The sequence below is a fragment of the Streptomyces sp. NPDC000878 genome (genome assembly GCF_053599695.1).
Genome location: NZ_JBSFMT010000022.1, coordinates 107,071 through 130,737, shown reverse-complemented (window position 1 = coordinate 130,737; position 23,667 = coordinate 107,071). Strand labels below are relative to the sequence as shown.

At 70.1% G+C, this 23,667-nt stretch carries 18 protein-coding genes; 10 read left to right on the top strand and 8 right to left on the bottom strand.

Annotated elements, in window-relative coordinates:
* Positions 1–22: 22 nt before the first annotated feature.
* From gap to uvrC, 6 genes are all read right to left on the bottom strand, one after another.
* Positions 23–1,027, bottom strand: a complete 1,005-nt coding sequence (gene gap, locus ACWDR4_RS21445) for a type I glyceraldehyde-3-phosphate dehydrogenase (RefSeq protein WP_389349996.1) — start codon at positions 1,025–1,027, stop codon at positions 23–25.
* A 225-nt stretch (positions 1,028–1,252) separates the two neighbouring features.
* Positions 1,253–4,204: a M14 family zinc carboxypeptidase gene (locus tag ACWDR4_RS21440; RefSeq protein ID WP_450410613.1), complete on the bottom strand. Its 2,952-nt coding sequence runs from the start codon at positions 4,202–4,204 to the stop codon at positions 1,253–1,255.
* 168 nt (positions 4,205–4,372) lie between these two features.
* Positions 4,373–5,356, bottom strand: coding sequence for a DNA-binding protein WhiA (gene whiA, locus ACWDR4_RS21435; protein WP_450410611.1), 984 nt, complete (start codon positions 5,354–5,356; stop codon positions 4,373–4,375).
* The gene (locus tag ACWDR4_RS21430) at positions 5,347–6,414 is read right to left on the bottom strand and encodes a gluconeogenesis factor YvcK family protein (RefSeq protein ID WP_450410609.1); all 1,068 of its coding nucleotides are present in this window, start codon (positions 6,412–6,414) and stop codon (positions 5,347–5,349) included. Before ACWDR4_RS21430 ends, whiA begins: the two co-directional genes overlap by 10 nt.
* Positions 6,411–7,463 carry an RNase adapter RapZ gene (gene rapZ / locus ACWDR4_RS21425; protein ID WP_450410607.1) on the bottom strand — a complete coding sequence of 351 codons (1,053 nt, stop codon included), beginning with the start codon at positions 7,461–7,463 and terminating at the stop codon, positions 6,411–6,413. Before rapZ ends, ACWDR4_RS21430 begins: the two co-directional genes overlap by 4 nt.
* Positions 7,460–9,574, bottom strand: a complete 2,115-nt coding sequence (gene uvrC, locus ACWDR4_RS21420; protein WP_450410606.1) for an excinuclease ABC subunit UvrC — start codon at positions 9,572–9,574, stop codon at positions 7,460–7,462. Before uvrC ends, rapZ begins: the two co-directional genes overlap by 4 nt.
* A gap of 302 nt (positions 9,575–9,876) precedes the next feature.
* Here uvrC and ACWDR4_RS21415 point away from each other — a divergent pair, with 302 nt between their 5' ends.
* The 3 genes from ACWDR4_RS21415 to ACWDR4_RS21405 all read left to right on the top strand — a co-directional run bounded on the left by ACWDR4_RS21415 (position 9,877) and on the right by ACWDR4_RS21405 (position 12,939).
* Positions 9,877–10,839, top strand: coding sequence for a hypothetical protein (locus ACWDR4_RS21415; RefSeq protein WP_450410604.1), 963 nt, complete (start codon positions 9,877–9,879; stop codon positions 10,837–10,839).
* 115 nt (positions 10,840–10,954) lie between these two features.
* The gene (locus ACWDR4_RS21410) at positions 10,955–12,031 is read left to right on the top strand and encodes a LacI family DNA-binding transcriptional regulator (RefSeq protein WP_450410602.1); all 1,077 of its coding nucleotides are present in this window, start codon (positions 10,955–10,957) and stop codon (positions 12,029–12,031) included.
* Positions 12,028–12,939 (top strand): carbohydrate kinase family protein, encoded by a 912-nt coding sequence (locus ACWDR4_RS21405; RefSeq protein WP_450410601.1) that lies wholly within the window; start codon positions 12,028–12,030, stop codon positions 12,937–12,939. Before ACWDR4_RS21410 ends, ACWDR4_RS21405 begins: the two co-directional genes overlap by 4 nt.
* Positions 12,940–13,105: 166 nt before the next feature.
* Here ACWDR4_RS21405 and uvrA read toward each other — a convergent pair whose 3' ends face one another.
* Entirely contained in the window at positions 13,106–16,117 is a 3,012-nt protein-coding gene (gene uvrA / locus ACWDR4_RS21400) for an excinuclease ABC subunit UvrA (RefSeq protein ID WP_450410600.1), read from the bottom strand.
* 224 nt (positions 16,118–16,341) lie between these two features.
* Here uvrA and ACWDR4_RS21395 point away from each other — a divergent pair, with 224 nt between their 5' ends.
* The 5 genes from ACWDR4_RS21395 to ACWDR4_RS21375 all read left to right on the top strand — a co-directional run bounded on the left by ACWDR4_RS21395 (position 16,342) and on the right by ACWDR4_RS21375 (position 20,573).
* Positions 16,342–17,028, top strand: coding sequence for a maleylpyruvate isomerase family mycothiol-dependent enzyme (locus ACWDR4_RS21395; RefSeq protein ID WP_450410598.1), 687 nt, complete (start codon positions 16,342–16,344; stop codon positions 17,026–17,028).
* 30 nt (positions 17,029–17,058) lie between these two features.
* Complete coding sequence (locus ACWDR4_RS21390; RefSeq protein WP_369033699.1) at positions 17,059–17,715, top strand: MBL fold metallo-hydrolase; 657 nt, start codon at positions 17,059–17,061, stop codon at positions 17,713–17,715.
* A gap of 304 nt (positions 17,716–18,019) precedes the next feature.
* Positions 18,020–18,904 carry an ABC transporter substrate-binding protein gene (locus ACWDR4_RS21385; RefSeq protein ID WP_450410596.1) on the top strand — a complete coding sequence of 295 codons (885 nt, stop codon included), beginning with the start codon at positions 18,020–18,022 and terminating at the stop codon, positions 18,902–18,904.
* Positions 18,901–19,809: an amino acid ABC transporter permease gene (locus ACWDR4_RS21380; RefSeq protein WP_450410595.1), complete on the top strand. Its 909-nt coding sequence runs from the start codon at positions 18,901–18,903 to the stop codon at positions 19,807–19,809. Before ACWDR4_RS21385 ends, ACWDR4_RS21380 begins: the two co-directional genes overlap by 4 nt.
* A 35-nt stretch (positions 19,810–19,844) precedes the next feature.
* Complete coding sequence (locus ACWDR4_RS21375) at positions 19,845–20,573, top strand: amino acid ABC transporter ATP-binding protein (protein ID WP_450410632.1); 729 nt, start codon at positions 19,845–19,847, stop codon at positions 20,571–20,573.
* A gap of 102 nt (positions 20,574–20,675) precedes the next feature.
* Here ACWDR4_RS21375 and aroQ read toward each other — a convergent pair whose 3' ends face one another.
* Entirely contained in the window at positions 20,676–21,146 is a 471-nt protein-coding gene (gene aroQ / locus ACWDR4_RS21370; protein WP_450410593.1) for a type II 3-dehydroquinate dehydratase, read from the bottom strand.
* A 102-nt stretch (positions 21,147–21,248) separates the two neighbouring features.
* On the opposite strand from aroQ, the gene ACWDR4_RS21365 reads away from it, so the two are divergent.
* Both ACWDR4_RS21365 and ACWDR4_RS21360 read left to right on the top strand, forming a co-directional pair.
* The gene (locus tag ACWDR4_RS21365) at positions 21,249–22,295 is read left to right on the top strand and encodes a S66 family peptidase (protein WP_450410592.1); all 1,047 of its coding nucleotides are present in this window, start codon (positions 21,249–21,251) and stop codon (positions 22,293–22,295) included.
* Positions 22,296–22,354: 59 nt separating this feature from the next.
* Entirely contained in the window at positions 22,355–23,662 is a 1,308-nt protein-coding gene (locus tag ACWDR4_RS21360) for an MFS transporter (protein WP_450410590.1), read from the top strand.
* Positions 23,663–23,667: the final 5 nt, after the last annotated feature.

Genomic DNA, 23,667 nt, shown 5'->3' with positions numbered 1-23,667 from the left:
ATCGAAGTGCCTGCTCCGGGACTCAGAGCTGGTTGCCGACGAAGACCGTCAGGTCGACGAGGCGGTTGGAGTAGCCCCACTCGTTGTCGTACCAGCCGATGATCTTCACGCTGTTGCCCTGCACCATGGTCAGCGAGGAGTCGAAGGTGCAGGACGACGGGTCGCTGACGATGTCCGAGGAGACGATCTGGTCCTCGGTGTAGGTCAGGTAGCCCTTCAGCTCGCCCTGGGCGGCCTTCTGGAACGCGGCGTTGACCTCTTCCTTGGTCACCACACGCTCCGTCTCGACGACCAGGTCGGTGACGGAACCGGTCGGGACCGGCACCCGCATCGCCATGCCGTTGAGCTTGCCCGCCAGCTCCGGGATGACCACGCCGAGAGCCTTGGCCGCACCGGTGCTCGCCGGAATGATGTTCTCGGCGGCGGCGCGGGCGCGGCGCAGGTCCTTGTGCGGGAAGTCCTGGAGACGCTGGTCGCTGGTGTAGGCGTGGACCGTGGTCATGAGACCCGAGACGACGCCGAAGTTCTCCAGGAGGACCTTCGCCATCGGCGCCACACAGTTGGTGGTGCAGGAGGCGTTGGAGATGATGTGGTGGTTCGCCGCGTCGTACTTGTCCTCGTTGACGCCGAGGACGATCGTGATGTCCTCGTCCGAGGCCGGAGCCGAGATGAGGACCTTCTTGGCGCCGCCCGCGATGTGCTTCTCGGCGTCGGCCTTCTTGGTGAAGATGCCGGTCGACTCGATGACGATGTCGACGCCCAGCTCACCCCAGGGGATGTCGGCGGGGTTGCGCTCGGAGAGAACCTTGATCGTCTTGCCGTCGACGGTGATCGTGTCGGCGGTGTGCGACACCTCGGCCTTCAGTCGGCCCAGGATGGTGTCGTACTTGAGCAGGTGAGCGGTGGTCGCGGTGTCACCCAGGTCGTTGACAGCCACGATCTCGATGTCAGCACCCTGCTCCAGCAGCGCGCGGAAGTAGTTACGACCGATGCGGCCAAAGCCGTTGATGCCTACGCGGATCGTCACGAACCGATCTCCTCGTTGGTACGCCGGCTTTCGATGCCGGCGAGTTGTATGGGATGTCCCCGACCGCCTACGACCCTACCTCCCTGCGGCCCCGGTGGTGACATCGAGATGCCCCATACACGGCAGGGCGGTCCGTACCCGCCAGTAGGGGTACGGACCGCCCAGGTGTGGCACCGCGATCACCCGATGAACAGGCCGGATCGGATCGTCGGTGAACGGTTCTGATCAGTCCTTCAGCGCGGCCAGTGCCTTGCCGAGGAGTGCCGTCCGGTCGGCGGCCTTGGTGACGTGCTCCAGGCCGAAGCCGAGCAGCACGGTGTCACCGGTGGCGACCGCTCCATAGGTCTTGGCCAGCTCGCCCGACAGACCCCAGTCCTTGATGACCGCAGGGCTGCCAGCGGGCGGTCCGGGGACGCTCCAGGCACCCAGGGACGTCTCGAAGCCCTCGACCGCGCCCGCCGTACCGCCGATGACGACGGTGGCGTTGTCGGCGAGGACGCCTCGGCCTCCGGAGCCGGGGTCGGTGATGTAGCTCAGTGAGATCTCCACCGTCTTGCCGGCGTAGGCGGAGAGGTCGAACTCGACCTGCTGCCAGCCCGCGGAGGCCCCGGTGAAGCTGTTCCAGGAGCCACTGGTCCCAGTGGGCGTGCAGGCGCCCGAGCCGAGGGCCAGATAGCGGGCGAGGGCGGGGTGGCCCTGGATGAAGAACCCGGCCTCGCACTCGGTGGGCACGGTGGTGCTGGTGGCGCCGCCCTTGTCCGGAAGCGTGGTCCAGTCGTCGGCCCCGGCGGTGTGGGCTTCGAGCACGGCGTGGTCGTAGCCCTCCTCCGTGTCCCACAGGAGCTGGGTGCGGAAGGCCGGCGCCTGGGCCGCGGTCACTCCGGTGAGGTCGATGGTGCGGGTGAGGCGGTTCCAGGCGTAGTCGGTGTGCGTGACGGCGGCCATGGAGGCGCCCGCGTAGGGCCCGTACGGGTTGACGGTCCCGGGGTATCCGCCCGCGCCCGCGCTGTCGAACTGCGGGTACGTCGCCACGGGCAGGGTGTCCGAGGTGACGCCGAAGGACCCGGCCGCGTTCAGCGGGTTGCCGGGCGCGTCGCCGAGGGCACCGGTGAAGCCGGTGAGCTTCCCGGCACCGTTGAAGGCGGTGACCGACGGTGTGGTCGTACGGGAGTAGGCGCCCAGGTAGTACTGGCTGAAGTCGTTGGACAGGGTGCCCCCGCCGAGGTCCACGGAGCCGCCCGCGCTCTCGCCGGCCTCGATCAGCTTGCCGCCCTCGTTGAGGTAGGCGCGGAGCTGGAGCTGGGTGGCGTTGCCGGGCCGTACGGCGCCCGTGTAGTGGACGACCGTCTTGAAGTGGTCGAGCACACCGAGCGCGTCGGGTGCGCCCAGGGCGGCGACGTCCCAGACGAGCGGCTTTTTGCCGTTGGCCTTCAGGGCATCGACGTAGGCCTGGGTCTGTGTGGCCGTCGCGCCCTCCTCGGCGACGACGAGCGTGTCGGCGCGCGGCCGTTCGGCGACTGTGTACGTGAACCGCGTGCTCTTGGTCGGCTTTCCGGCCTTGGTCTCGCCCGTGAACCAGACCTCGACCTTGTCGCCCGGGTCGCCGTCGGCGACCTTGGCGCGGTACTCGTCGAAGTACAGGTTGTCGTCACCGCCGAAGGTCTCGCCGCCCTTCCACGCCTTGAGCGCCATGTCCTCCGTACGGCCGCCGTTGACGCGGTACTTGAGTTCCTTGTCGCGCACGGACTTGCGTACGACGACCGAGACCTCCTGGTCGGCTCCGCGCGAGTACGAGGTGGTGAAGGGGGCCGGGGTGAAGTCCGGGGCGTCGACGCCGACCGAGGACTTGGGCTGGTCCGGCTTGGCCGCGGACTCGGCGACCGACAGCGCGAACGGGATGTTCTTGGTGAACTCCTCCTGGATCAGCTTCTCGTCGTCCGGGAAGGTGAAGATCGAGGCACAGTCGGCCGCGTTCCAGGCGTCGTCCGGATAGAGGTTCGACGCGGTCTGGCAGGTCGACATCTCCGGGGTGAACATCGCCGTGCCGTTGACGTTGGCCGCGTGGCCGTCCGCCTCGCCGTTGGTGGTGTACAGCTCGGAGGAGAGCTGGGGGTGGTAGCCGGGGATCGCAGAGTTCTCGGGCGTGCCTGCGAGCGACTTGTAGAGGACGTCGTCGGGGCTCGGCGAGGCGACCTGCCAGCCGACGCCGTAGAGGAGCAGTTCGGCGGCGGAGTGGTAGTTGATGCCGTACTCGAAGCCGATGCGCCTCTCGAAGGCGTCCAGGGCCTGGGTCTCGGGCTCCGAGTTGGGGCCGGCGCCGCGGTAGGTCTGGCTGGTGGGGAACGGGGAGGAACCCTCGTCGTCGTAGCCCCACTTGAAGGCGAAGTTGCGGTTGAGGTCGACGCCGTCGCCGATGGTGTAGGCGCCGTCTCCGTTGACGTCCCGCATGTTCTTGCGCCACTGGCGGTCGCCCTCGGGCTCGAACGTCCAGTCGTAGCCGTCCGGGTTGGCGGACAGGACGAACCAGAGTTCGGTCGAGTCGACGATCTTCTTGATGCGCCGGTCCGTGGAGTAGCCGTCCACGTAGTAGTGCATCAGGCGCCGGGTCATCTCCGGCGTGATCCATTCACGCGCGTGCTGGTTGGAGACGTACAGGACGGACGGCTTGGCGCCGTCCTTGGACTTCTTCGCGCCCTTGGTCAGTTTGAGCGCGAGGATGTCCTGGCCCTGAAGGGTCTTGCCGATGGAGACGACCTTGGTCAGGGCCGGGTTCTCCTGGGCGGTCCGGAGGATCTCCTCCTGGAGGTTGCCCGCTCCGCTGTACGGCCGGAAGACGCCGTCCCCGGCGGCGGCCACGCGCGCGCGTGCCTTCGCCGTGAGCGTGTGCTCCTTGAGCTCGACGCCCTTGTCCTCCAGCTGGTCGGCCTGCTTGTCGGTGAGGTAGACCTCGACCGTGGCCGTGCCCTTCTCCGGTGCCTGCTCCCCGAGTTCGTGACCGTCCTGACCGGTCGCGAGGAGCAGCGGAATCTGCTCCTTCGTGACCTCGGCGCGGAAGACCTTGACCTCGTCGGCGTCCGGTGTACCGGCGTCCTCCGCGGCCACAGCGATGGGCGCGAGTCCCGCGCCGCCCAGCAGGAGTGCGCCGACAGCGAGGATTGTTCTCGCTCTGCGTCTCATGAACCCCCCTTGCGATGGTTCGCCACAATGGCGAACAGATGCCAGGCTCATGACAGATCATGATCCAGTCAAGGGCGCCCCAAGAACAGGCAACACGCCGGGGCCGGTACCCGAAGTGGGTACCGGCCCCGGCGTGTTGATGATCGGTCAGCCTGCTCTGAGCATCCGTCAGCCCGCGTCGGCCATCTCCTCGGAGAGGTTGGACTCCGTCCCCGGAATGCCGAGGTCCTGCGCCCGCTTGTCGGCCATGGCGAGCAGTCGGCGGATACGGCCCGCGACGGCGTCCTTGGTCAGCGGCGGGTCGGCGAGGGCGCCCAGCTCCTCCAGGGAGGCCTGCTTGTGCTCCATGCGCAGCCGGCCGGCCGCCGCGAGATGCTCGGGGACCTCGTCGGCGAGGATCTCCAGCGCGCGCTGGACCCGGGCGCCCGCGGCGACGGCCGCACGCGCGGAGCGGCGCAGGTTGGCGTCGTCGAAGTTGGCGAGGCGGTTCGCCGTGGCGCGGACCTCGCGGCGCATCCGCCGCTCCTCCCAGGCCAGCACGGACTCGTGCGCGCCGAGCCGGGTGAGGAGAGCGCCGATCGCGTCCCCGTCCCGGACGACGACCCGGTCGACGCCCCGGACCTCGCGGGCCTTGGCGGCGATCGAGAGGCGCCGAGCGGCACCGACGAGGGCGAGCGCGGCCTCGGGGCCCGGGCAGGTCACCTCCAGGGACGAAGAACGTCCCGGTTCGGTAAGCGAGCCGTGGGCCAGGAAAGCCCCTCTCCAGGCCGCCTCCGCGTCACAGGTGGCCCCGGAGACCACCTGCGGGGGCAGACCTCTGATCGGGCGCCCGCGGCCGTCCACGAGCCCTGTCTGGCGGGCCAGCTGGTCGCCGCCCGCGACCACCCGGACCACGTAACGGGAGCCGCGGCGCAGTCCGCCGGGTGCCATCACGATCAGTTCGGAACTGTGGCCGAAAATCTCCAGGACGTCCCGCTTGAGGCGGCGCGCCGCCATCGCGGTGTCCAGCTCCGCCTCGATCACGATGCGCCCGCTGACCAGGTGAAGGCCGCCGGCGAACCGCAGAATGGCGGAGACCTCCGCCTTCCTGCAGCAGGTACGGGTGACGGGGAGCCGGGAGATCTCGTCCTTCACCGCTGCCGTCATCGCCATGGGCCGATCCTTCCATGCATCCGAAAAATACGGTCGTACGCGGCGGCCAACAGCTCCGTATCGTGCCGAGGAGATCCGTCGGTCCGGGCCACCGGCGCCAGCTCGACCGCGGCGCCGAACCCCTTGGCGGCATCGGTCAGCAAATCGCGGTCGGGCACGGCGGCCTCGTCGGCCAGCACCACGTCCAGGGCGAGTTTAGGGGCGTGTCGTCCCAAAACCTCCAAATGACGCTGCGGGGAGAACCCTTCGGTTTCTCCGGGCTGCGGCGCGAGGTTCAGCGAGAGTACCCGGCGGGCCTTCGTCTCGGTGAGCGCTTCGAGCAGCTCCGGCACCAGCAGATGGGGGATCACGGACGAGAACCAGGAGCCGGGACCGAGGACCACCCAGTCGGCGTCCAGGACTGCGGCGACCGCTTCCGGGACCGCGGGCGGGTCGTGCGGCACGAGGTGCACGCTCTGCACCTCGCCGGGCGTCAGCGCGACGGTCGCCTGCCCCCGTACGGTGTCGACGTCCTCGGGCCGCTCCGGGTCGTGCCCCTTGACCAGGGCCTGCAGTTCCAGCGGTACGGCGGACATCGGCAGGACGCGGCCGTGCGCGCCCAGGAGCCTGCCGACCAGGTCGAGGGCCTGGACGTGGTCGCCGATCTGTTCCCACAGGGCGACGATCAGCAGGTTGCCGACCGCGTGGTCGTGCAGGTCGCCCTTGGACTGGAAGCGGTGCTGGATGACGCGGGCCCAGGTCTGGCCCCACTCGTCGTCGCCGCACAGCGCGGCCAGGGCCTTGCGCAGGTCACCGGGCGGCAGCACGCCCAGCTCGTCGCGCAGGCGCCCGCTGGAGCCGCCGTCGTCGGCCACGGTGACGACGGCGGTCAGGTCGCCGGTGATCCGGCGCAGTGCGGCGAGCGAGGCGGACAGGCCCATGCCGCCGCCCAGGGCGACGACCTTGGGCTGGGCGCCCCGGCGGCGCGGCTTCGCGCCGCGGGCCTCGGCGGGCCGCCCTGCACGGCCCTCGGGGGTCACCCGGCGCAGCCTGCTCAGCCGCGGTGTACGTCCCGTCATTCCCGTCCCATGTCCCGGTGCACGATCACGGTCTCCACGCCCTGCGAGGCAAGGCGTGCGGCGAGCTTCTCGGAGGTGGCGACCGAGCGGTGCTTGCCGCCGGTGCAGCCGACCGCGATGGTCACATAGCGCTTGCCCTCGCGACGGTATCCGGCGGCGATGAGCTGGAGCAGTTCGGCGTACCGGTCGAGGAACTCCTTGGCGCCGGGCTGGTTGAAGACGTACGCCGACACCTCCTCGTTGAGGCCGGTGTACGGGCGCAGTTCCGGGACCCAGTGCGGGTTGGGCAGGAACCGCATGTCCACGACCAGGTCGGCGTCGACCGGGAGGCCGTACTTGAAGCCGAAGGACATGACGGTGGCCCGCAGCTCGGGCTCCTCCTCGCCGGCGAACTGGGCGTCCATCTTCGCGCGCAGTTCGTGCACGTTGAGGCTGGAGGTGTCGATCACCAGGTCGGCGTCGCCGCGCAGCTCGCGCAGCAGTTCGCGCTCGGCGTCGATGCCGTCGACGATACGGCCGTCCCCCTGGAGGGGGTGCGGCCGGCGCACCGACTCGAAACGGCGCACCAGGGCGTCGTCCGAGGACTCCAGGAAGACGATCCGCCGGGTGACGCCCTTGATCGCCAGGTCGGCGAGCGACTCACGGAGGTTGTCGAAGAAGCGCCTGCCGCGTACGTCGACGACGACCGCGATCCTGGCGACGTTGCCCTGGGAGCGGGCGCCCAGCTCCACCATGGTGGGGATCAGCGCCGGTGGCAGGTTGTCGACGACGAACCAGCCGAGGTCCTCCAGACACTTGGCGGCCGTCGAACGGCCGGCTCCGGACATACCGGAGATGATCACCAGCTCGGGGATGGCCGCTTCGGGGACCCCGGCTGTCTCGATGCCCGTACCCACTTGATCTCCGTCTTCCTGGCCCGGTGGTTCCTGGCCCGTCGGGCCGCCCGGTGCGGGGCCCTCGGCGTGCCGCGAGCGATCATCGCCCGCTTCCTTGTGACCTGCCTGGCCCTCTGCTGTGGGCTCGGCCTTCGGTGTCTCGTGCTCGGTCATTTCTCCTGCCCCCGTCGCTCGTCCGGGGCGCCCGCGGTCACGGGCTCCCCAGGGGAACCCGCCCGCGTCCCGGGTTCCCCGTCCTGCGTGTCTGCTGTGCCTTCTGCGTCTGCTGTGTCTGCTGCGTCTTCCATGATCTCTCCGGTCGCCGTGTTGACGGCGGGTGCGGCCGGGGCCGCCCGGGCGAGGGCCACGGCGATCGTCTCGGCCGTCTTGAGGCCTATGCCGGGAACCTCGCGGATCTGGTCGATTGTGGCGGACCGCAGCTTCTTCACCGAGCCGAAATGCTTGATCAGCGCCTGTTTCCGGGTTTCGCCGAGTCCGGGCACGTCGTCCAGGGGGCTCGCCCGGAAGCGTTTGGCCCGTTTGACGCGCTGGTAGGTGATCGCGAAGCGGTGGGCCTCGTCGCGCACACGCTGGAGGAGATACAGGCCCTCGCTGGTGCGGGGCAGGATCACCGGGTCGTCGTCCCCGGGCACCCAGACCTCCTCCAGGCGCTTGGCGAGGCCGCAGACGGCAATGTCGTCGATGCCCAGCTCGTCCAGCGCCCGCTGGGCGGCGGCCACCTGAGGCTGCCCGCCGTCGACGACGACGAGCTGCGGCGGATAGGCGAACCGCTTGGGCCGCCCATCGTCGTCCTTCAGCTCCTGGCCGGGCTCCGGGGCGGTTTCCTGGCCGATTTCCTGGCCGTCCGCCCACTCCCCGGTCTTCCCCTTCTCGGCGATGTAGCGCTTGAAGCGGCGCGTGATCACCTCGTGCATGGACCGGACGTCGTCCTGTCCCTCGAAGCCCTTGATCTGGAAGCGTCGGTACTCGCTCTTGCGCTGCAGGCCGTCCTCGAAGACGACCATGGAGGCCACCACGTCGTCGCCCTGGAGGTGGGAGATGTCGTAGCACTCGATGCGCAGCGGGGCGCTGTCCAGGTCGAGGGCCTCGGCGATCTCCTCCAGCGCGCGCGAGCGCGTGGTCAGGTCGGAGGCCCGCTTGGTCTTGTGCAGCACGAGCGTCTGCTGCGCGTTGCGCTGCACGGTCTCCATGAGGGCCTTCTTGTCGCCGCGCTGCGGGATGCGCAGCGAGACACCGGACCCGCGCCGCTCCGCCAGCCACTCCTGGACGGGCTCCACGGGGTCGGGCAGTGCGGGGACGAGGACCTCCTTGGGCACGGAGTCGCCCTTCTCCTCCCCGTAGAGCTGCTGGAGGGCGTGCTCGACCAGCGCGCCGGTGGTGATCTCCTCGACCTTGTCGGTCACCCACCCGCGCTGGCCGCGCACCCGCCCACCGCGTACGTGGAAGATCTGCACGGCCGCTTCCAGCTCGTCCTCGGCGACCGCGATCAGGTCGGCGTCGGTCGCGTCGGCGAGCACGACCGCGCTCTTCTCCATGGCCTTCCTGAGGGCCTCGATGTCGTCGCGCAGCCGGGCCGCCCGCTCGTACTCCATCTCCTCGGCCGCCTCGGTCATCTGCTTCTCCTGGCGGCGGATGTACGTCCCGGTGCGCCCGGCCATGAAGTCGCAGAACTCGTCGGCCAGTTCGCGGTGTTCCTCGGCCGAGACCCGCCCGACGCAGGGCGCCGAGCACTTGCCGATGTAGCCGAGGAGGCAGGGGCGGCCGGTGCGGGCGGCGTTCTTGAAGACGCCGGCCGAGCACGTGCGCACCGGGAAGACGCGCAGGAGCAGGTCCACGGTGTCGCGGATCGCCCACGCGTGCCCGTACGGCCCGAAGTAGCGGACGCCCTTGCGCTTGTGACCGCGCATCACCTGCACGCGCGGGTACTCCTCGTTCATCGTCACCGCGAGATACGGGTAGCTCTTGTCGTCGCGGTACTTGACGTTGAAACGGGGGTCGAACTCCTTGATCCAGGAGTACTCCAGCTGGAGCGCCTCGACCTCCGTGGACACCACCGTCCACTCCACGGAGGCGGCCGTGGTGACCATCGTGCGGGTGCGCGGGTGGAGCCCGGCCAGGTCCTGGAAGTAGTTGGCCAGGCGCTGGCGCAGGCTCTTCGCCTTCCCGACGTAGATCACCCGGCGGTGCTCGTCGCGGAATTTGTACACCCCGGGAGAGTCCGGGATCTGTCCCGGCTTGGGGCGGTAGCTGGAGGGGTCGGCCATGTCTCACACCCTACTGGCGGGGTGTGACAGCGCGGCGGTCCTGTGGACGGACGCCCCGGTCCCCACGGAGGGGTGAACAGCGAAGGGAGAGCCCCGGCAGTTGCGCATGTTGCGCCTCAGGTGTTGTCGCGCCTTGGTCAACACGCTTCAATGCGGGGGAACTCGGGGCCGCGAACGGCCGCGTACGCACGTGAGGGACACACGGGGGCGAGGACGCCGTGTACGCCCGCCGTACCGCCCCGGTTCGAGCCACGCGCGCGGTCCGACCAGCCGCCGCGACCATTCACAGAAGGGCCCCCTGCATGCGCCAGAGCACACCGCACGCGGACGACGCCATCGCGGAGGACGCCACCGCGGAACTGGACACGGCCCTGCGAAACGGCCCCTTCCATGTGGCCCTGCGGGCGGCGATCACCGCCCGCGGTCTGCCGCTGCAACGCGTCCAGCACCATCTGTGGCGGTACGGGGTCAAGGTCGGCGTCACCAGCCTGAGTTACTGGCAGCAGGGCGCCCGGCGCCCGCAGCGCCCCGAGTCGCTGCGGGCCGTGCGGGCCCTGGAGGAGATCCTCCAGCTGCCGGAGGAATCGCTGATCCGGCTGCTCTCCCGGGACGACGAACGCGCCGGCACACAGCGACCCGCCGCGCGCTCGTACCGCTCCCTGGTGGAGGCGTCCGGGGTCCTGGAGCAGCTGCTGACGGAGCTGGAGGCACCGCCCGACGGCGGTCTGCACACCCTTGGCCTGCACGAACGGATACGGATCGGCGCACACCGCGAACTCCTCGTCCGCGAGGCCCACCACATCGTGCGCGCCCACCGGGACGGCACCGACCGGTTCGTCGCCGTCCACCACGGGGACCCCGGGTGCGCGCCGGACCGGATGTCGGTCCACGCCCTGGAGAACTGCCGCACGGGACGGGTACGCCGGCACCACGACACCGGGGTGCTCGTCGCCGAACTCCTCTTCGACACCCGGTTGCGCGCCGGAGATACGTTCCTCTTCCGTTACGCCGTCGAGGACGGCACCGCGGGCGTGTCCCGTGAGTACGTCCGCGGCTTCGGCGTCGCGGGCGGCCAGTACGCGCTCCAGGTCCGCTTCGACGACGGATCCCTGCCGGTGCGCTGCCACCGGTTCGCCCAGCACTCGGCCGCGGCGCCCCGCAGTGGCCGCCAGGACCTCCCGGTGAGCGCCCGCCACCGCTCGGTGCACCTCGTCGAGCCGCGGCTGCGACCGGGGATCCTGGGCATCGGCTGGGACTGGGAGTGACCGGCGGAGCAGACGTAAGCGATTACGTAAACGCTCGCGTAAGCGTTTACGTCCTGCGGTGGATGCGATACGTTGCCGCCATTGACGCCGGATCGGGACGGGAGGGCGCGGCCCCATGGCGACGATGGCCGATGTCGCACGGCACGCGGGCGTGTCCGTGGCGACCGTCTCCCATGTACTGAACGACACCCGTGTGGTGCGCCCCGCGACCCGTCAGGCCGTCCTCGACGCCATCGAGGTGCTGGACTACACCCCGAACACGCTGGCCCGTTCCCTGGTCACCGCGCGGACGCGGTCCATCGGACTCGCGGTGTCGGCGATCAGCAACCCGTACTTCACGGAGATCGTCCAGGGCGTCGAGGCCGGCGCCCTGGAACACGGCTACAGCCTTCTCATCGCCGACCCGCACGACGACCCCGAGCACGAGCGCAAGGTCGTCCAGCTGCTGCACGAGCGCCGCGTGGACGGCATGATCGTCGCTCCTTCGGCGGATCCCGGCGCCCTGGTCGCCTATCTGACCCGGCACGACGTACCGACGGTGCTCCTGGACCGGCTGCTCGACACCCCCTCGGACAGCACCCCGCGCTTCGACCAGGTGTGCGCCGAGAACACCGAACCCATGGCCCGGCTGGTCGCCCACCTCACCGCGCTCGGGCACGAACGCGTCGGGCTGGTCGCGGGCCGCCCCGGCCTCAGCACGACAGCGGAACGGATCACCGGCTACCGCATCGGCCTCGCGTTCGCCGGGCTCGCCCACGACGAGCGCCTGGTGGTCCATGGCGACTCCGAGTCGGAGGGGGCCGAGCGGGCCACCGCCGCCCTGCTCGCCCTCGCGGCGCCCCCGACCGCCCTCGTCACCGCCAACAACGCGATGACCATCGGCGCCCTGCGAGCCATGCGCGAGCGGGGCCTCACCGTGCCGGACGACCTGGCGCTGTGCTGCTTCGACGACTTCGCCTGGGCCGATCTCCTCTCCCCCGGGCTCACCGCGATGGCACAACCGGCCAAGGACATCGGCGCCCAGGCCGTACGTCTGCTCCTGGACCGGCTGGCCGACCCGGACCGCCCGACCCGGACCGTGCGACTGCCGTGCGCGTTCGTCCACCGCGAGTCGTGCGGCTGCGCCGGGCGACGGGGCCCGCAACCACACCCCGAGAACTCCCCCAAGTCCGAGAGAGGACCCGCTTCGTGATCGTCGTCGCCGGTGAGGCACTGATCGACCTGGTACCGCGTACGGCGGGCGCCCTCGCGGATCTGCGGCCGGCGCTCGGTGGCGGGCCCTACAACACTGCGGTGGCCCTCGGGCGCCTCGGCTCCCCCACCGCGTTCTGTTCCCGGGTCTCGTCCGACGCCTTCGGCGAGGCGCTGCTCGACGGGCTGCGTGGGGCGGGCGTCGATGTGTCGTCCGTACAGCGCGGCAGCGAGCCGACGACTCTCGCGGTCGCCTCGATCGGTGCGGACGGCTCGGCCGCCTACTCCTTCTATGTCGAGGGCACCGCCGACCGGCTGTTCACTGCACCCGCTCAACTCCCCGGCGCGGCCCGGGCGGTGTCCTTCGGCACCTGTTCTCTGGTCCTGGAGCCGGGCGCGACCGCGTACGAGGAGCTGCTGCGGAGCGCCGCCGCGCAGGGGGTGTTCACCGCCCTCGACCCGAACATCAGGGCGGTACTGATCCCCGACGCGGACGCCTATCGGGCCCGGTTCAAGAGCTGGCTGCCGTCGGTGTCGCTGCTCAAGCTGTCGGAGGAGGACGCGAAGTGGCTCGGCGGGACTCCGCACGAATGGCTGACCGCCGGTCCTGCCGCCGTCGTGGTCACGCGGGGCGGCGACGGGCTGACCGTCTTCACCCGTGAGGGCGCGGAGCACTCCGTGCCGGGCGAGGAGGTCGACGTCGTGGACACGATCGGCGCCGGCGACACCGTGAACGCGGCGCTGCTGCACGGTCTGTCGGTGCGGGACGCTCTGTCCCCGGCGGCCTTGGCCGGCCTGGGCCCCGACGGCTGGACCGACCTGCTCCGCCTCGCGGCCCGGGCGGCGGCGATCACCTGCTCACGAGCGGGAGCGGAACCGCCGTACGCGGCTGAACTGGGTGTGCTGTAGGGGCGGTTGTTCGTCGGGGTGCTGTTCGTCGGGCTGCGGGAGGGCAGGCTCGGCGGTTGATCGTGGCTGGTTGTGCAACGGGCGGCGGCCCGCAGGGAGTTCCTGCGGGCCGCCGTGTTTGCTGTGTCTGCCGTGCTTTCCGTGGTCTCCACGGCTCGTCGACAGCTCAGGCCTTGCGGGCCCGGGTTGTCGTCTTCTTCGCCGGAGTCGCCTTCTTCGTGGCCGTGTTGTTGGCGGTCTTCGCCGTCGCCGTCTTCGTCGCCGTCGACTTGGCAGCCACCGCCTTCTTGGCGGCCGTCTTGCGCGGGGCCTTCACCGAGGTGCCGTCGCTGATCCGGTCGGCGCCCAGGATCTCGCGCAGGAACTTGCCGGTGTGGCTGGCGGGGACCCCGGCGATCTCCTCGGGGGTGCCCTCGGCGACGACGAGACCGCCGCCCGCGCCGCCTTCGGGGCCCATGTCGACGACCCAGTCGGCGGTCTTGATGACGTCGAGGTTGTGCTCGATGACGATGACCGTGTTGCCCTTGTCGACCAGGCCGGAGAGGACCTTGAGGAGCTTGCTGATGTCCTCGAAGTGGAGACCGGTGGTCGGCTCGTCCAGGACGTACACCGTACGGCCGGTGGAGCGCTTCTGGAGTTCGCTGGCGAGCTTCACCCGCTGGGCCTCGCCGCCGGACAGGGTCGTCGCGGACTGGCCGAGCCTGACGTAGCCGAGGCCGACGTCGTGCAGCGTGTTGAGGTGGCGGGCGATCGCCGGGACGGCCTCGAAGAAGTGCCGGGCCTCCTCGATCGGCATGTTCAGGATGTCGGCGATGGACTTGCCCTTGTAGTGGACCTCCAGGGTCTCCCGGTTGTAGCGGGCGCCGTGGCAGACCTCGCACGGCACGTACACGTCCGGGAGGAAGTTCATCTCGATCTTGATGGTGCCGTCGCCGGCGCAGTTCTCGCAGCGTCCGCCCTTGACGTTGAAGGAGAAGCGGCCGGGCAGATAGCCCCGCACCTTCGCCTCGACCGTCTCCGCGAACAGCCTGCGGACGTGGTCGAAGACACCGGTGTACGTCGCCGGGTTCGAGCGCGGGGTGCGGCCGATCGGCGACTGGTCGACGTGCACGACCTTGTCGACGAGGTCGTCGCCGTCCACGCGCGTGTGGCGGCCGGGCACACTGCGGGCGCCGTTCAGTTCGCGGGCGAGGTGCGTGTACAGGATGTCGTTGACCAGCGTCGACTTGCCGGACCCTGACACCCCCGTGACGGCCGTGAGCACGCCCAGCGGGAAGGACACATCGATGTCCTGGAGGTTGTTCTCGCGGGCGCCGTGCACGGTGAGCCGGCGGGACGGGTCCTGCGGGCGCCGGATGTCGGGGAGCGGGATGGCCTTCTTGCCGGACAGATACTGGCCGGTCATCGACTCGTCGTTGGCGAGCAGTTCCTTCAGGGAGCCGCTGTGCACGACCTTGCCGCCGTGCTCGCCGGCGCCGGGGCCGATGTCGACGATCCAGTCGGCGACCTTGATGGTGTCCTCGTCGTGCTCGACGACGATGAGCGTGTTGCCCATGTCGCGCAGCCGGACCAGGGTCTCGATCAGCCGGTGGTTGTCGCGCTGGTGCAGACCGATGGACGGCTCGTCGAGGACGTACAGGACGCCGACGAGTCCGGAGCCGATCTGGGTCGCGAGGCGGATGCGCTGGGCCTCGCCGCCGGAGAGGGTGCCGGCCGCGCGGTTCAGCGAGAGGTAGTCGAGGCCGACGTCGACCAGGAACTTCAGCCGTTCGTTGACCTCCTTGAGCACCCGCTCGGCGATCTTCTTGTCGCGGGCGTCGAGCTTCAGCTCGGCCAGGAAGTCCGCGCAGTCGCTGATCGACATCCCGGCGACCTCGGCGATGGACCGCTCCATGACCGTGACCGCGAGGACGATCGGCTTGAGGCGGGTGCCCTGGCAGGTGGGGCAGGGCACCTCGCGCATATAGCCCTCGAAGCGCTCCCGGCTGGCGTCGCTCTCGGACTCGCTGTGCCGCCGCTTCACGAAGGGGACGGCGCCCTCGAAGGGCGTGGTGTACACCCGCTCGCGGCCGTACCGGTTGCGGTAGCGCACCTCGATCTGGGTCTTGTGCCCGTGCAGGAGCGCCTTCCTGGCGCGCTGCGGGAGGCCCGCGAAGGGAATGTCGGTGCGGAATCCCAGCGCGTCCGCGAGGGCGGTGACGAGGCGGCCGAAGTAGTCCTTGGTGTGGCCGTGCGACCAGGGGTGGATGGCGCCCTCGTCGAGGGACTTGTCCTCGTCCGGGACGATCAGCTCGGGGTCGACCTCCATGCGCGTGCCGATGCCCGTGCACTCGGGGCAGGCGCCGAAGGGCGAGTTGAAGGAGAAGGAGCGGGGCTCCAGCTCCTCGAAGGACAGGTCGTCGTACGGGCAGTACAGGTGCTCCGAGTACATGCGCTCGCGCTCGGGGTCGTCCTCGGGGAGGTCGACGAAGTCGAGCACGACCATGCCGCCGGAGAGGCCGAGGGCGGTCTCCACGGAGTCGGTCAGACGGCGCTTGGCGGTGTCCTTCACCGTGAGGCGGTCGATGACCACCTCGATGGTGTGCTTCTCCTGCTTCTTCAGCGCGGGCGGGTCGGACAGCTGGACCGTCTCGCCGTCCACCCGCGCGCGGGAGTAGCCCTTGGTCTGGAGGTCCGCGAAGAGGTCGACGAACTCGCCCTTGCGCTCGCGCACCAGCGGCGACAGCACCTGGAAGCGGCTTCCCTCCGGCAGCGAGAGGACCTTGTCGACGATGGCCTGCGGCGACTGGCGCGAGATGGGGCGGGAGCACTCGGGGCAGTGCGGCTTGCCGATGCGCGCGAAGAGCAGACGCAGATAGTCGTAGACCTCGGTGATGGTGCCGACCGTCGAGCGCGGGTTGCGCGAGGTCGACTTCTGGTCGATCGAGACGGCCGGCGAGAGGCCCTCGATGAAGTCGACGTCCGGCTTGTCCATCTGGCCGAGGAACTGGCGGGCGTACGACGAGAGCGACTCGACGTAGCGGCGCTGGCCCTCGGCAAAGATCGTGTCGAAGGCCAGGGAGGACTTGCCCGACCCGGACAGGCCCGTGAAGACGATGAGCGAGTCACGCGGGAGGTCGAGCGAGACATTCTTGAGATTGTGCTCGCGCGCGCCACGGACGATGAGACGGTCGGCCACGCCGGTCCGCACCTTTCTTGGGAAGAAGTGACAGGGGCGGGGCCCCCGTGCTTTCTCAGACTAGGGGGAGCCACTGACAACGCCGGTCGGATTCCTGGGGCGGTAACAATCCCCGGCCATCCAGCATGCCCGACGCCACGCCCGACCATATAGCACGCACATTCGATTTACGGGTCCTGGCCGCTACCTTCACCCGAACGTGTGGCGGGGCTATCGTCGGCGCCATGGCTGATCATGTGCGCGACCTGGGATCTGTACGTGACGCGACGGAGCGACTGCTCACCGCAGCCACGAAATTGAACAACGATTCGGTGGCCGAGCCGTCACGGCTGCCGGGCTGGACCCGCGGCCATGTCCTCGCCCACCTCGCCCGCAACGCGGACGCTCTCGTGAACGTCTTCGAAGGACGTCACATGTACGCCTCCGGAGAGGCCCGGGACGCCGGCATCGAGCGCGACGCCCCGCGCCCCCTCGACGTACAGCTGGCGGACGTACGCGAGAGTGCGGCCCGCTTCCAGGAGGCGGGGGCCGAGCCCGCGGACTGGACGCGCACGGTGGAACTGCGCAACGGCGTCATCGACTCCGCCTCCAATGTGCCGTTCCGGCGCTGGGCCGAGGTCGAGCTGCACCACGTGGACCTGGGGATCGGGTACGAGCTGGAAGACCTCCCGGCGGAGTTCACGGAGCGGGAGATCACGTTCCTGGCCGACCGGTTCGCCGGGCACCCCGAGGTGCCGCCCACCTCGCTCACGGACGGCACGCGCGCGTGGAGCACGGGAGGCGAAGCGGCCGAGCCCGACATGACGGTCAGCGGCCCGGCACCGGAGCTGCTGGGGTGGCTCGCCGGCCGCCGCGACGGAGCGGGACTCGACGTCTCGGGCGGAGCCCTGCCCGCACTGCCCCCGCTGTAGGGCCACGGGCGCCGCTATAGGCTGAACGCCATGACGTACAGCGGAGCGGTGAAGGTCGGCGGCCCCGCCGATGTGCACGAGTTGCAGGACCTGATGATCACCAAGGTCGCGGTCGGCCCGATGAACAACAACGCCTATCTGCTGCGCTGCCGGGCCACGGACGAGCAGTTGCTGATCGACGCGGCGAACGACGCCCATACGTTGATCACACTGATCGGCGACGACGGCATCGCGTCGCTCGTCACCACGCACCAGCACGGGGACCACTGGCAGGCACTCGCGGAGGTCGTCGCGGCCACCGGCGCCCGTACGTACGCGGGCCGGGACGACGCCGAGGGCATCCCCGTACCGACCGACGTACCGGTCGACGACGGAGACACGATCCGCGTGGGGCGCGTGGAACTCACCGCGCGCCACCTGGTCGGACACACGCCGGGCTCGATCGCGCTCGTCTACGACGACCCGCACGGGCATCCGCACGTGTTCACCGGGGACTGCCTCTTCCCCGGCGGCGTGGGCAACACACGCAAGGACCCCGAGGCCTTCGCCAGCCTGATCCACGACGTGGAGACGAAGATCTTCGAGCCGCTCCCGGACGAGAGCTGGGTCTATCCGGGGCACGGCAACGACACCACCCTGGGTGCGGAGCGGCCCCACCTGCCGGAGTGGCACGCACGGGGCTGGTGAGCCCGCCGAACCCCGTTCCAGGGGCGCGCAGTTGGTGAACGCGCGCCCCGTGTGAAACGAACACGCACGCTGGCGCCGTACACGCGCTCCCGGCGTGCGCCCTGGCGCAGTCCACTGGAGGCAGCCCCGCGCAGGATGACGGCTCCTGGGCGGCACGGGCCGCCGACCTGTCGATCCCCGCCCTCGGTCGGCGGCCCCGGCGTTCACAGGGAGCGTTCACAGAAACGCAACACACGTTCCCACTATGCGGACAATTCCGCCTGTGACCTGGACAAATGGCACGCCTCGCTGCCACTCTCCCGCCATGCACCTTGCCCCTCACCTGCTGCGCCGCGCAGTCGCCGCCGCCACCGTCGCCCTGCTCGCCACCGCTGTCGGCTGCGCCCCGCAGCCGGAGGAGGAGAGCGCCGCCAATCCCACCGGGACGGCCGCAGCCACCTGCGCCAAGGGCAAGTTGGCCACCGAGACCTCGGGCAAACTGACGATCGCCACCGACGAGCCCGCGTACGAGCCGTGGTTCAAGGACGACAAGCCCGCCAACGGCGAGGGCTTCGAGTCGGCGGTCGCGTACGCAGTGGCGAAGCAGCTCGGCTACGACAAGGCGAACGTGGTCTGGCAGAGCGTGCCCTTCAACAAGGCGTTCGCGCCCGGGGAGAAGACCTTCGACTTCGACATCAACCAGGTGTCGATCAGCACCGAGCGCAAGAAGGCCGTGGACTTCTCGTCCGGCTACTACGACGTGCGCCAGGCCGTCATCGCGCTGAAGACCTCCAAGGCCGCCAAGGCGACGAGCATCGCGGACCTCAAGGGCCTCAAGCTGGGCGCCCAGGTCGGCACCACGAGCCTCAACTACATCGAGGACGTGGTGAAGCCGACCCAGGAACCGGCCGCGTACGCCAAGAACGACCAGGCCAAGTCCGCGCTGCAGAACGGCCAGGTGGACGCCATCGTCGTCGACCTGCCGACCGCCTTCTACATCACCGCCGCCGAGGTGACCGACGCGAAGATCGTCGGGCAGTTCGAGAACCAGGGCGGTACGCCGGAGCAGTTCGGGCTGGTGCTCGACAAGGGCAGCGCGCTCACCTCCTGCGTGACGACCGCGGTGGACGCCCTGCGCAAGGACGGCACGCTCGCCTCGATCGAGAAGCAGTGGCTGTCGGACGCCGTCGACGCTCCGGTGCTCAAGTGACCGCAGTGAAGGAGGAGTCCGGGCAGGAGGACCCGGGCGACATGCCGGACCGGGGCGACGGTTACGTCCCCTCGCAGCGGCGGATCGACCGTGAACGGTTCAAGCGCACCCGCGCGCGCCGCGCCACGTCGATCGCCGCGGTGTCCACCCTGGTCACCGGGGTCGTCCTCTACCTGGTCGTCGTCAACGCGCCGGGCTGGCCGCGCACCAAGGAGACGTTCTTCAACGGGGAGTACGCGCGCGAGGCGTTCCCCAAGGTCCTCGAAGGGCTGTGGCTCAACGTACGGCTGCTGCTGATCTGCGGCGTCGCGGTGCTCGTCCTGGGCATGCTGATCGCGATCGCCCGTACGCTGCGCGGCCCGGTGTTCTTCCCGGTGCGCGCGCTGGCCGCCGCGTACACGGACTTCTTCCGCGGCCTCCCGCTGATCATCAACCTGATGATCGTCGTCCTGGGCGTCCCGGCGCTGCGGCTCCAGGGCATCACCGTGGACCCGGTGCTCCTCGGCGGTACGGCGCTGACGCTGACGTACTCGGCGTACGTCGCCGAGGTGTTCCGGGCCGGCATCGAGTCCGTGCATCCCTCGCAACGGGCGGCGGCGCGCTCGCTCGGGCTGACCAACCGGCAGGCGCTGCGGCACGTCGTGCTGCCGCAGGCCGTACGGCGCCAGGTGCCGCCGCTGCTGAACGACCTGGTGTCTCTGCAGAAGGACACCGGGCTCGTCTCGATCGGCGGCGCGGTCGACGCCGTACGCGCGGCCGACATCATCGTGGGCCGCAGCCTCAACTACACGCCGTACATCGTCGCGGGACTGGTCTTCGTCGCGCTGACCATCCCGATGACCCGCTTCACCGACTGGGTGACGGCCCGGATGGACCGGCAGCGGGCGCAGGGAGGAACACTGTGAGCGACATCCCCGAGGGCTCCTCCCCCGTGCTGCGTATGGAGTCCGTACGCAAGACGTTCGGCGAGACGGTCGTCCTGCGGGACGTCGATCTGGAGGTCGCCTCCCACACGGTGACCGCCCTGATCGGCGCGTCCGGTTCCGGCAAGTCCACGCTGCTGCGGTGCGCGAACCTGCTGGAGGACATCGACGACGGCGCGATCTGGCTGGACGGCGAGGAGATCACCGACCCGCGCACCGACCAGGACGCTGTGCGCCGCCGGATCGGCGTGGTCTTCCAGGCGTACAACCTCTTTCCGCACATGACCGTCCTGGAGAACATCACCCTCGCCCCGCGCCGCGTCCACGGCGTGGACCGCGCGGAGGCCGAGCAGCACGCCCGTGAGCTGCTGGAGCGGCTCGGGCTCGGCGCGAAGGCGGGCGAGTATCCGGACCGGCTGAGCGGCGGCCAGCAGCAGCGGGCCGCGATCGTCCGCGCCCTGGCCGTACGCCCCCGGCTGCTGCTCCTCGACGAGATCACCGCTGCCCTCGACCCGGAACTCGTGGGCGAGGTCCTCGCCGTCGTCCGGGATCTGAAGGGCGACGGCATGACGATGGTCCTGGCCACCCACGAGATGGGCTTCGCCCGCGATGTCGCGGACCAGGTGTGCTTCCTGGAGGGCGGCGTCGTCCTGGAACGCGGCACGGCGGACCAGGTGTTCGGCGATCCGCAGCAGGAGCGCACCCAGCAGTTCCTGCGGCGGATCGTGGAGGCGGGGCGGCTGTAGGGGCGGTGGGGGCCGATGGTGTTCGGTGAGTTGTGGTCATGCGTCGATGGTGGCATCCACCACTGACAACCGGACTCTCCGCCTCCGCTTGTCCGGCGTACGTCACGCCTCCGCCGCCGCCCCCACCAGCGCGGCGACCCGCTCCACCCCGAACACGTACCCCTGCACACCGCACCCCGCGATGACGCCGTCGGCGCGCAGGGAGACGTACGAGTGGTGCCGGAACGTCTCGCGCTGGTGGATGTTGGAGATGTGGACCTCCAACACCGGCAGGCCGTCGCAGGTGTTGAGCGCGTCCAGGATCGCGACGGACGTGTGGGAGTAGGCGCCGGGGTTGATGACGATGCCGGCGTGGTGGAGGCGTGCCTCCTGGATCCAGTCGACCAACTCGCCCTCGTGGTTGGACTGCCGGAAGTCCACCGTGCCGCCGTGCCCGGCCGCCGCCTTGGCGCACAGGGCTTCGACGTCGGCGAGCGTGTCGGAGCCGTAGATCTCCGGCTGGCGCTGGCCCAGGAGGTTCAGGTTGGGCCCGTTGAGGATCATGATCGGGGCGTTGGCAAGGGTGCGGGGCACAGTTCCTCCGGTCCGTTCAGGGGTGGCGGCCTGTCGAGGACCGCTGCTCAGCCCCGGTTTATCACGGTGCGCCGACAGCGCGGTGGCCCGTACGCTCCCGGCATGACGACGCCCGCCTGTCCCCCCAAGCCCTCACCCGGCGACCGCATCGCCGTCATCTCGCCGGGCGCCGGACTGCCCGGGCTCTTCCCACGCCCGCACGAACTGGGGCTGGAGCGGCTGCGCAAGGAGTTCGGACTCGAACCGGTCGAGTACCCGGCGACCCGGAAGATGGGTGCGACGCCTCAGGAGCGGGCCGACGACATCCACGCGGCGTTCGCCGATCCGGACGTCAGGGCGGTCATCGCGTCGATCGGCGGCGACGACCAGATCACCGTGCTGCCGTTCCTGGACCGGGAGTTGATCCGGGCGAACCCGAAGCCGTTCTTCGGGATGAGCGACAACACCTGCCTGTTGGCGTACCTGTACAACACCGGGATCGTCGGCTTCCACGGCGCGACCGTGATGACGGCGCTCGGGCGTCCCGTGGCCATGGACCCGCTGACCGCCGAGTCCCTGCGGGCCGCCCTGTTCACCTCGGGCGAGTACGAACTGCGGCCCGCCGAGCGCTGGAACGACGTCAACCGCGACTGGGCCGACCCCGCGACCTTCGACAGCGAGCCGGAGACCCGGCCCGGCACCGGCTGGACCTGGGAGAACGCCGACCGTGTGGTGGGGGGCCGCAGTTGGGGCGGCTGTCTGGAGATCGTCGCCTGGCTGCTGATGGCCGACCGCGAGATCTCCCACGATCTGACGGAGTACGACGGCGGCGTGCTGTTCCTGGAGACCTCGGAGGAGTTGCCGAGCGGGGAGGAGGTCTTCCGCATCCTGCGCAACATGGGTGAGCGCGGTCTGCTCCAGCGCTTCTCCGCGCTGCTGATGGCCCGCGCGAAGACCTGGTCCTTCGAGTGTCCCAACAGCCCCGAGGAGGGCGCCCGTTACGCCGCCGAGCAGCGGGAGGCGGTCCAACGCGCGCTGCGCGCCTACGCTCCCGGCATGATGGCCGTCTTCGACGTGGACTTCGGACACACGGATCCGCAGATCGTCATCCCTTATGGAGGGTCGATAAGGGTGGACGGCCTCGACCGGCGCATCACCGTGACGTACTGATCCCGGCCGGCCCCCGCACGCCCCCGTAACGCGCGGTCACCGTGGGTAGTTGACCCGGCATGCACGATGTACGCACGGTAAAGGCGCCTTCCATGGTGCGGCTGGCCACCGCCTCGCTCGCGGGGACGGCCATCGAGTTCTACGACTTCTTCGTCTACGGCACCGCGGCGGCGCTGGTTCTGGGGCCACTGTTCTTCCCGACGTTCTCGCCGCTGGCCGGGACGCTGGCCGCCTTCGGGACGTTCGGGGTGGGCTTCGTCGCCCGGCCGCTGGGGTCGGTGCTGTTCGGGCACATCGGGGACCGGCGCGGGCGACGCCCGGTCCTCGTCGCCTCGCTGCTGCTGACCGGTGCGTCGACGGTCGCGGTCGGCTGCGTGCCGACGTACGAGTCGATCGGCATGGCCGCTCCCGTGCTCCTCCTGGTGCTGCGTTTTCTCCAGGGGCTCGGGCTCGGCGGGGAGTGGGGCGGGGCGGTCCTGCTGACCGCGGAGCACGCGCCCGCCGAACGGCGCGCCCTGTGGGCGAGCTTCCCGCAGATCGGCCCCGCGGTGGGCTTCCTGCTCGCCAATGGCGTGATGCTGGCCCTGTCCGCGTCGCTCACGGAGGCGCAGTTCGCCTCGTGGGGGTGGCGGGTGCCGTTCTGGGCGGCCGGGGTGCTCGCGGTGGCGGGGCTGTGGCTGCGTTCGTCGCTCGCGGAGAGCCCGAGCTTCCTGGAGATCGACGACCACGCGCGCGTGCCGCTCGCCGAGGTGGTGCGCGACCATTGGCGGCTGGTCCTGCTGACGGCGGGCGCGCTCGCGGTCGGCTACGCCGTGTTCTACGCGGTGACGACCTGGTCCCTCGCCTACGGGACGGAACGGCTCGGGGTCAGCCGTACCGTCATGCTGGGCTGCATCATGGCCGCGGTGGTGGTCAAGGGCGCCCTGACACCGGTGGCGGCTCTTCTGGGCGACCGTTACGGCCGCCGGCCCCTGTGTCTCACGGGCTGTGCCGTCGCCGCTCTGTGGATGTGCCCGATGGTCGCGCTGCTGTCGACGGGCGAACCGCTGCCGATGTTCCTCGGCTTCCTGGTCGCGATGATCGCGTTCATCACGATGTTCGCGGTGATCGCCGCCTATCTGCCGGAGCTGTACGAGCCCCGCGTACGGTGCACGGGCGCCGCCGTCGGCTACAACCTCGGCGGGGTTCTGGGCGGCGCGCTCACGCCGATCGTGGCGACGGCGCTGGCCGAGCACGGGGGCCGGATCCCGTGGGGCGTGGGCGTGTATCTGACCGGGATCGCGCTGTTCAGCCTGGGGTGCTTCGCGTTGCTGCCGGAGACCCGGCCGGTGCCCCACCTCGCCGCCGCCGTACCGGCCACGGAGTGACCTGC

Excerpts from the sequence above, each read along its gene's own strand:
- whiA (WP_450410611.1), bottom strand. The coding sequence starts at position 5,356 with ATGGCGATGACGGCAGCGGTGAAGGACGAGATCTCCCGGCTCCCCGTC.
- ACWDR4_RS21440 (WP_450410613.1), bottom strand. The coding sequence starts at position 4,204 with ATGAGACGCAGAGCGAGAACAATCCTCGCTGTCGGCGCACTCCTGCTG.
- ACWDR4_RS21390 (WP_369033699.1), top strand. The coding sequence starts at position 17,059 with ATGACGTACAGCGGAGCGGTGAAGGTCGGCGGCCCCGCCGATGTGCAC.
- ACWDR4_RS21385 (WP_450410596.1), top strand. The coding sequence starts at position 18,020 with ATGCACCTTGCCCCTCACCTGCTGCGCCGCGCAGTCGCCGCCGCCACC.
- ACWDR4_RS21365 (WP_450410592.1), top strand. The coding sequence starts at position 21,249 with ATGACGACGCCCGCCTGTCCCCCCAAGCCCTCACCCGGCGACCGCATC.
- uvrC (WP_450410606.1), bottom strand. The coding sequence starts at position 9,574 with ATGGCCGACCCCTCCAGCTACCGCCCCAAGCCGGGACAGATCCCGGAC.
- ACWDR4_RS21395 (WP_450410598.1), top strand. The coding sequence starts at position 16,342 with ATGGCTGATCATGTGCGCGACCTGGGATCTGTACGTGACGCGACGGAG.
- rapZ (WP_450410607.1), bottom strand. The coding sequence starts at position 7,463 with ATGACCGAGCACGAGACACCGAAGGCCGAGCCCACAGCAGAGGGCCAG.
- ACWDR4_RS21360 (WP_450410590.1), top strand. The coding sequence starts at position 22,355 with ATGCACGATGTACGCACGGTAAAGGCGCCTTCCATGGTGCGGCTGGCC.
- ACWDR4_RS21430 (WP_450410609.1), bottom strand. The coding sequence starts at position 6,414 with ATGACGGGACGTACACCGCGGCTGAGCAGGCTGCGCCGGGTGACCCCC.
- ACWDR4_RS21410 (WP_450410602.1), top strand. The coding sequence starts at position 10,955 with ATGGCGACGATGGCCGATGTCGCACGGCACGCGGGCGTGTCCGTGGCG.
- ACWDR4_RS21375 (WP_450410632.1), top strand. The coding sequence starts at position 19,845 with ATGGAGTCCGTACGCAAGACGTTCGGCGAGACGGTCGTCCTGCGGGAC.
- ACWDR4_RS21415 (WP_450410604.1), top strand. The coding sequence starts at position 9,877 with ATGCGCCAGAGCACACCGCACGCGGACGACGCCATCGCGGAGGACGCC.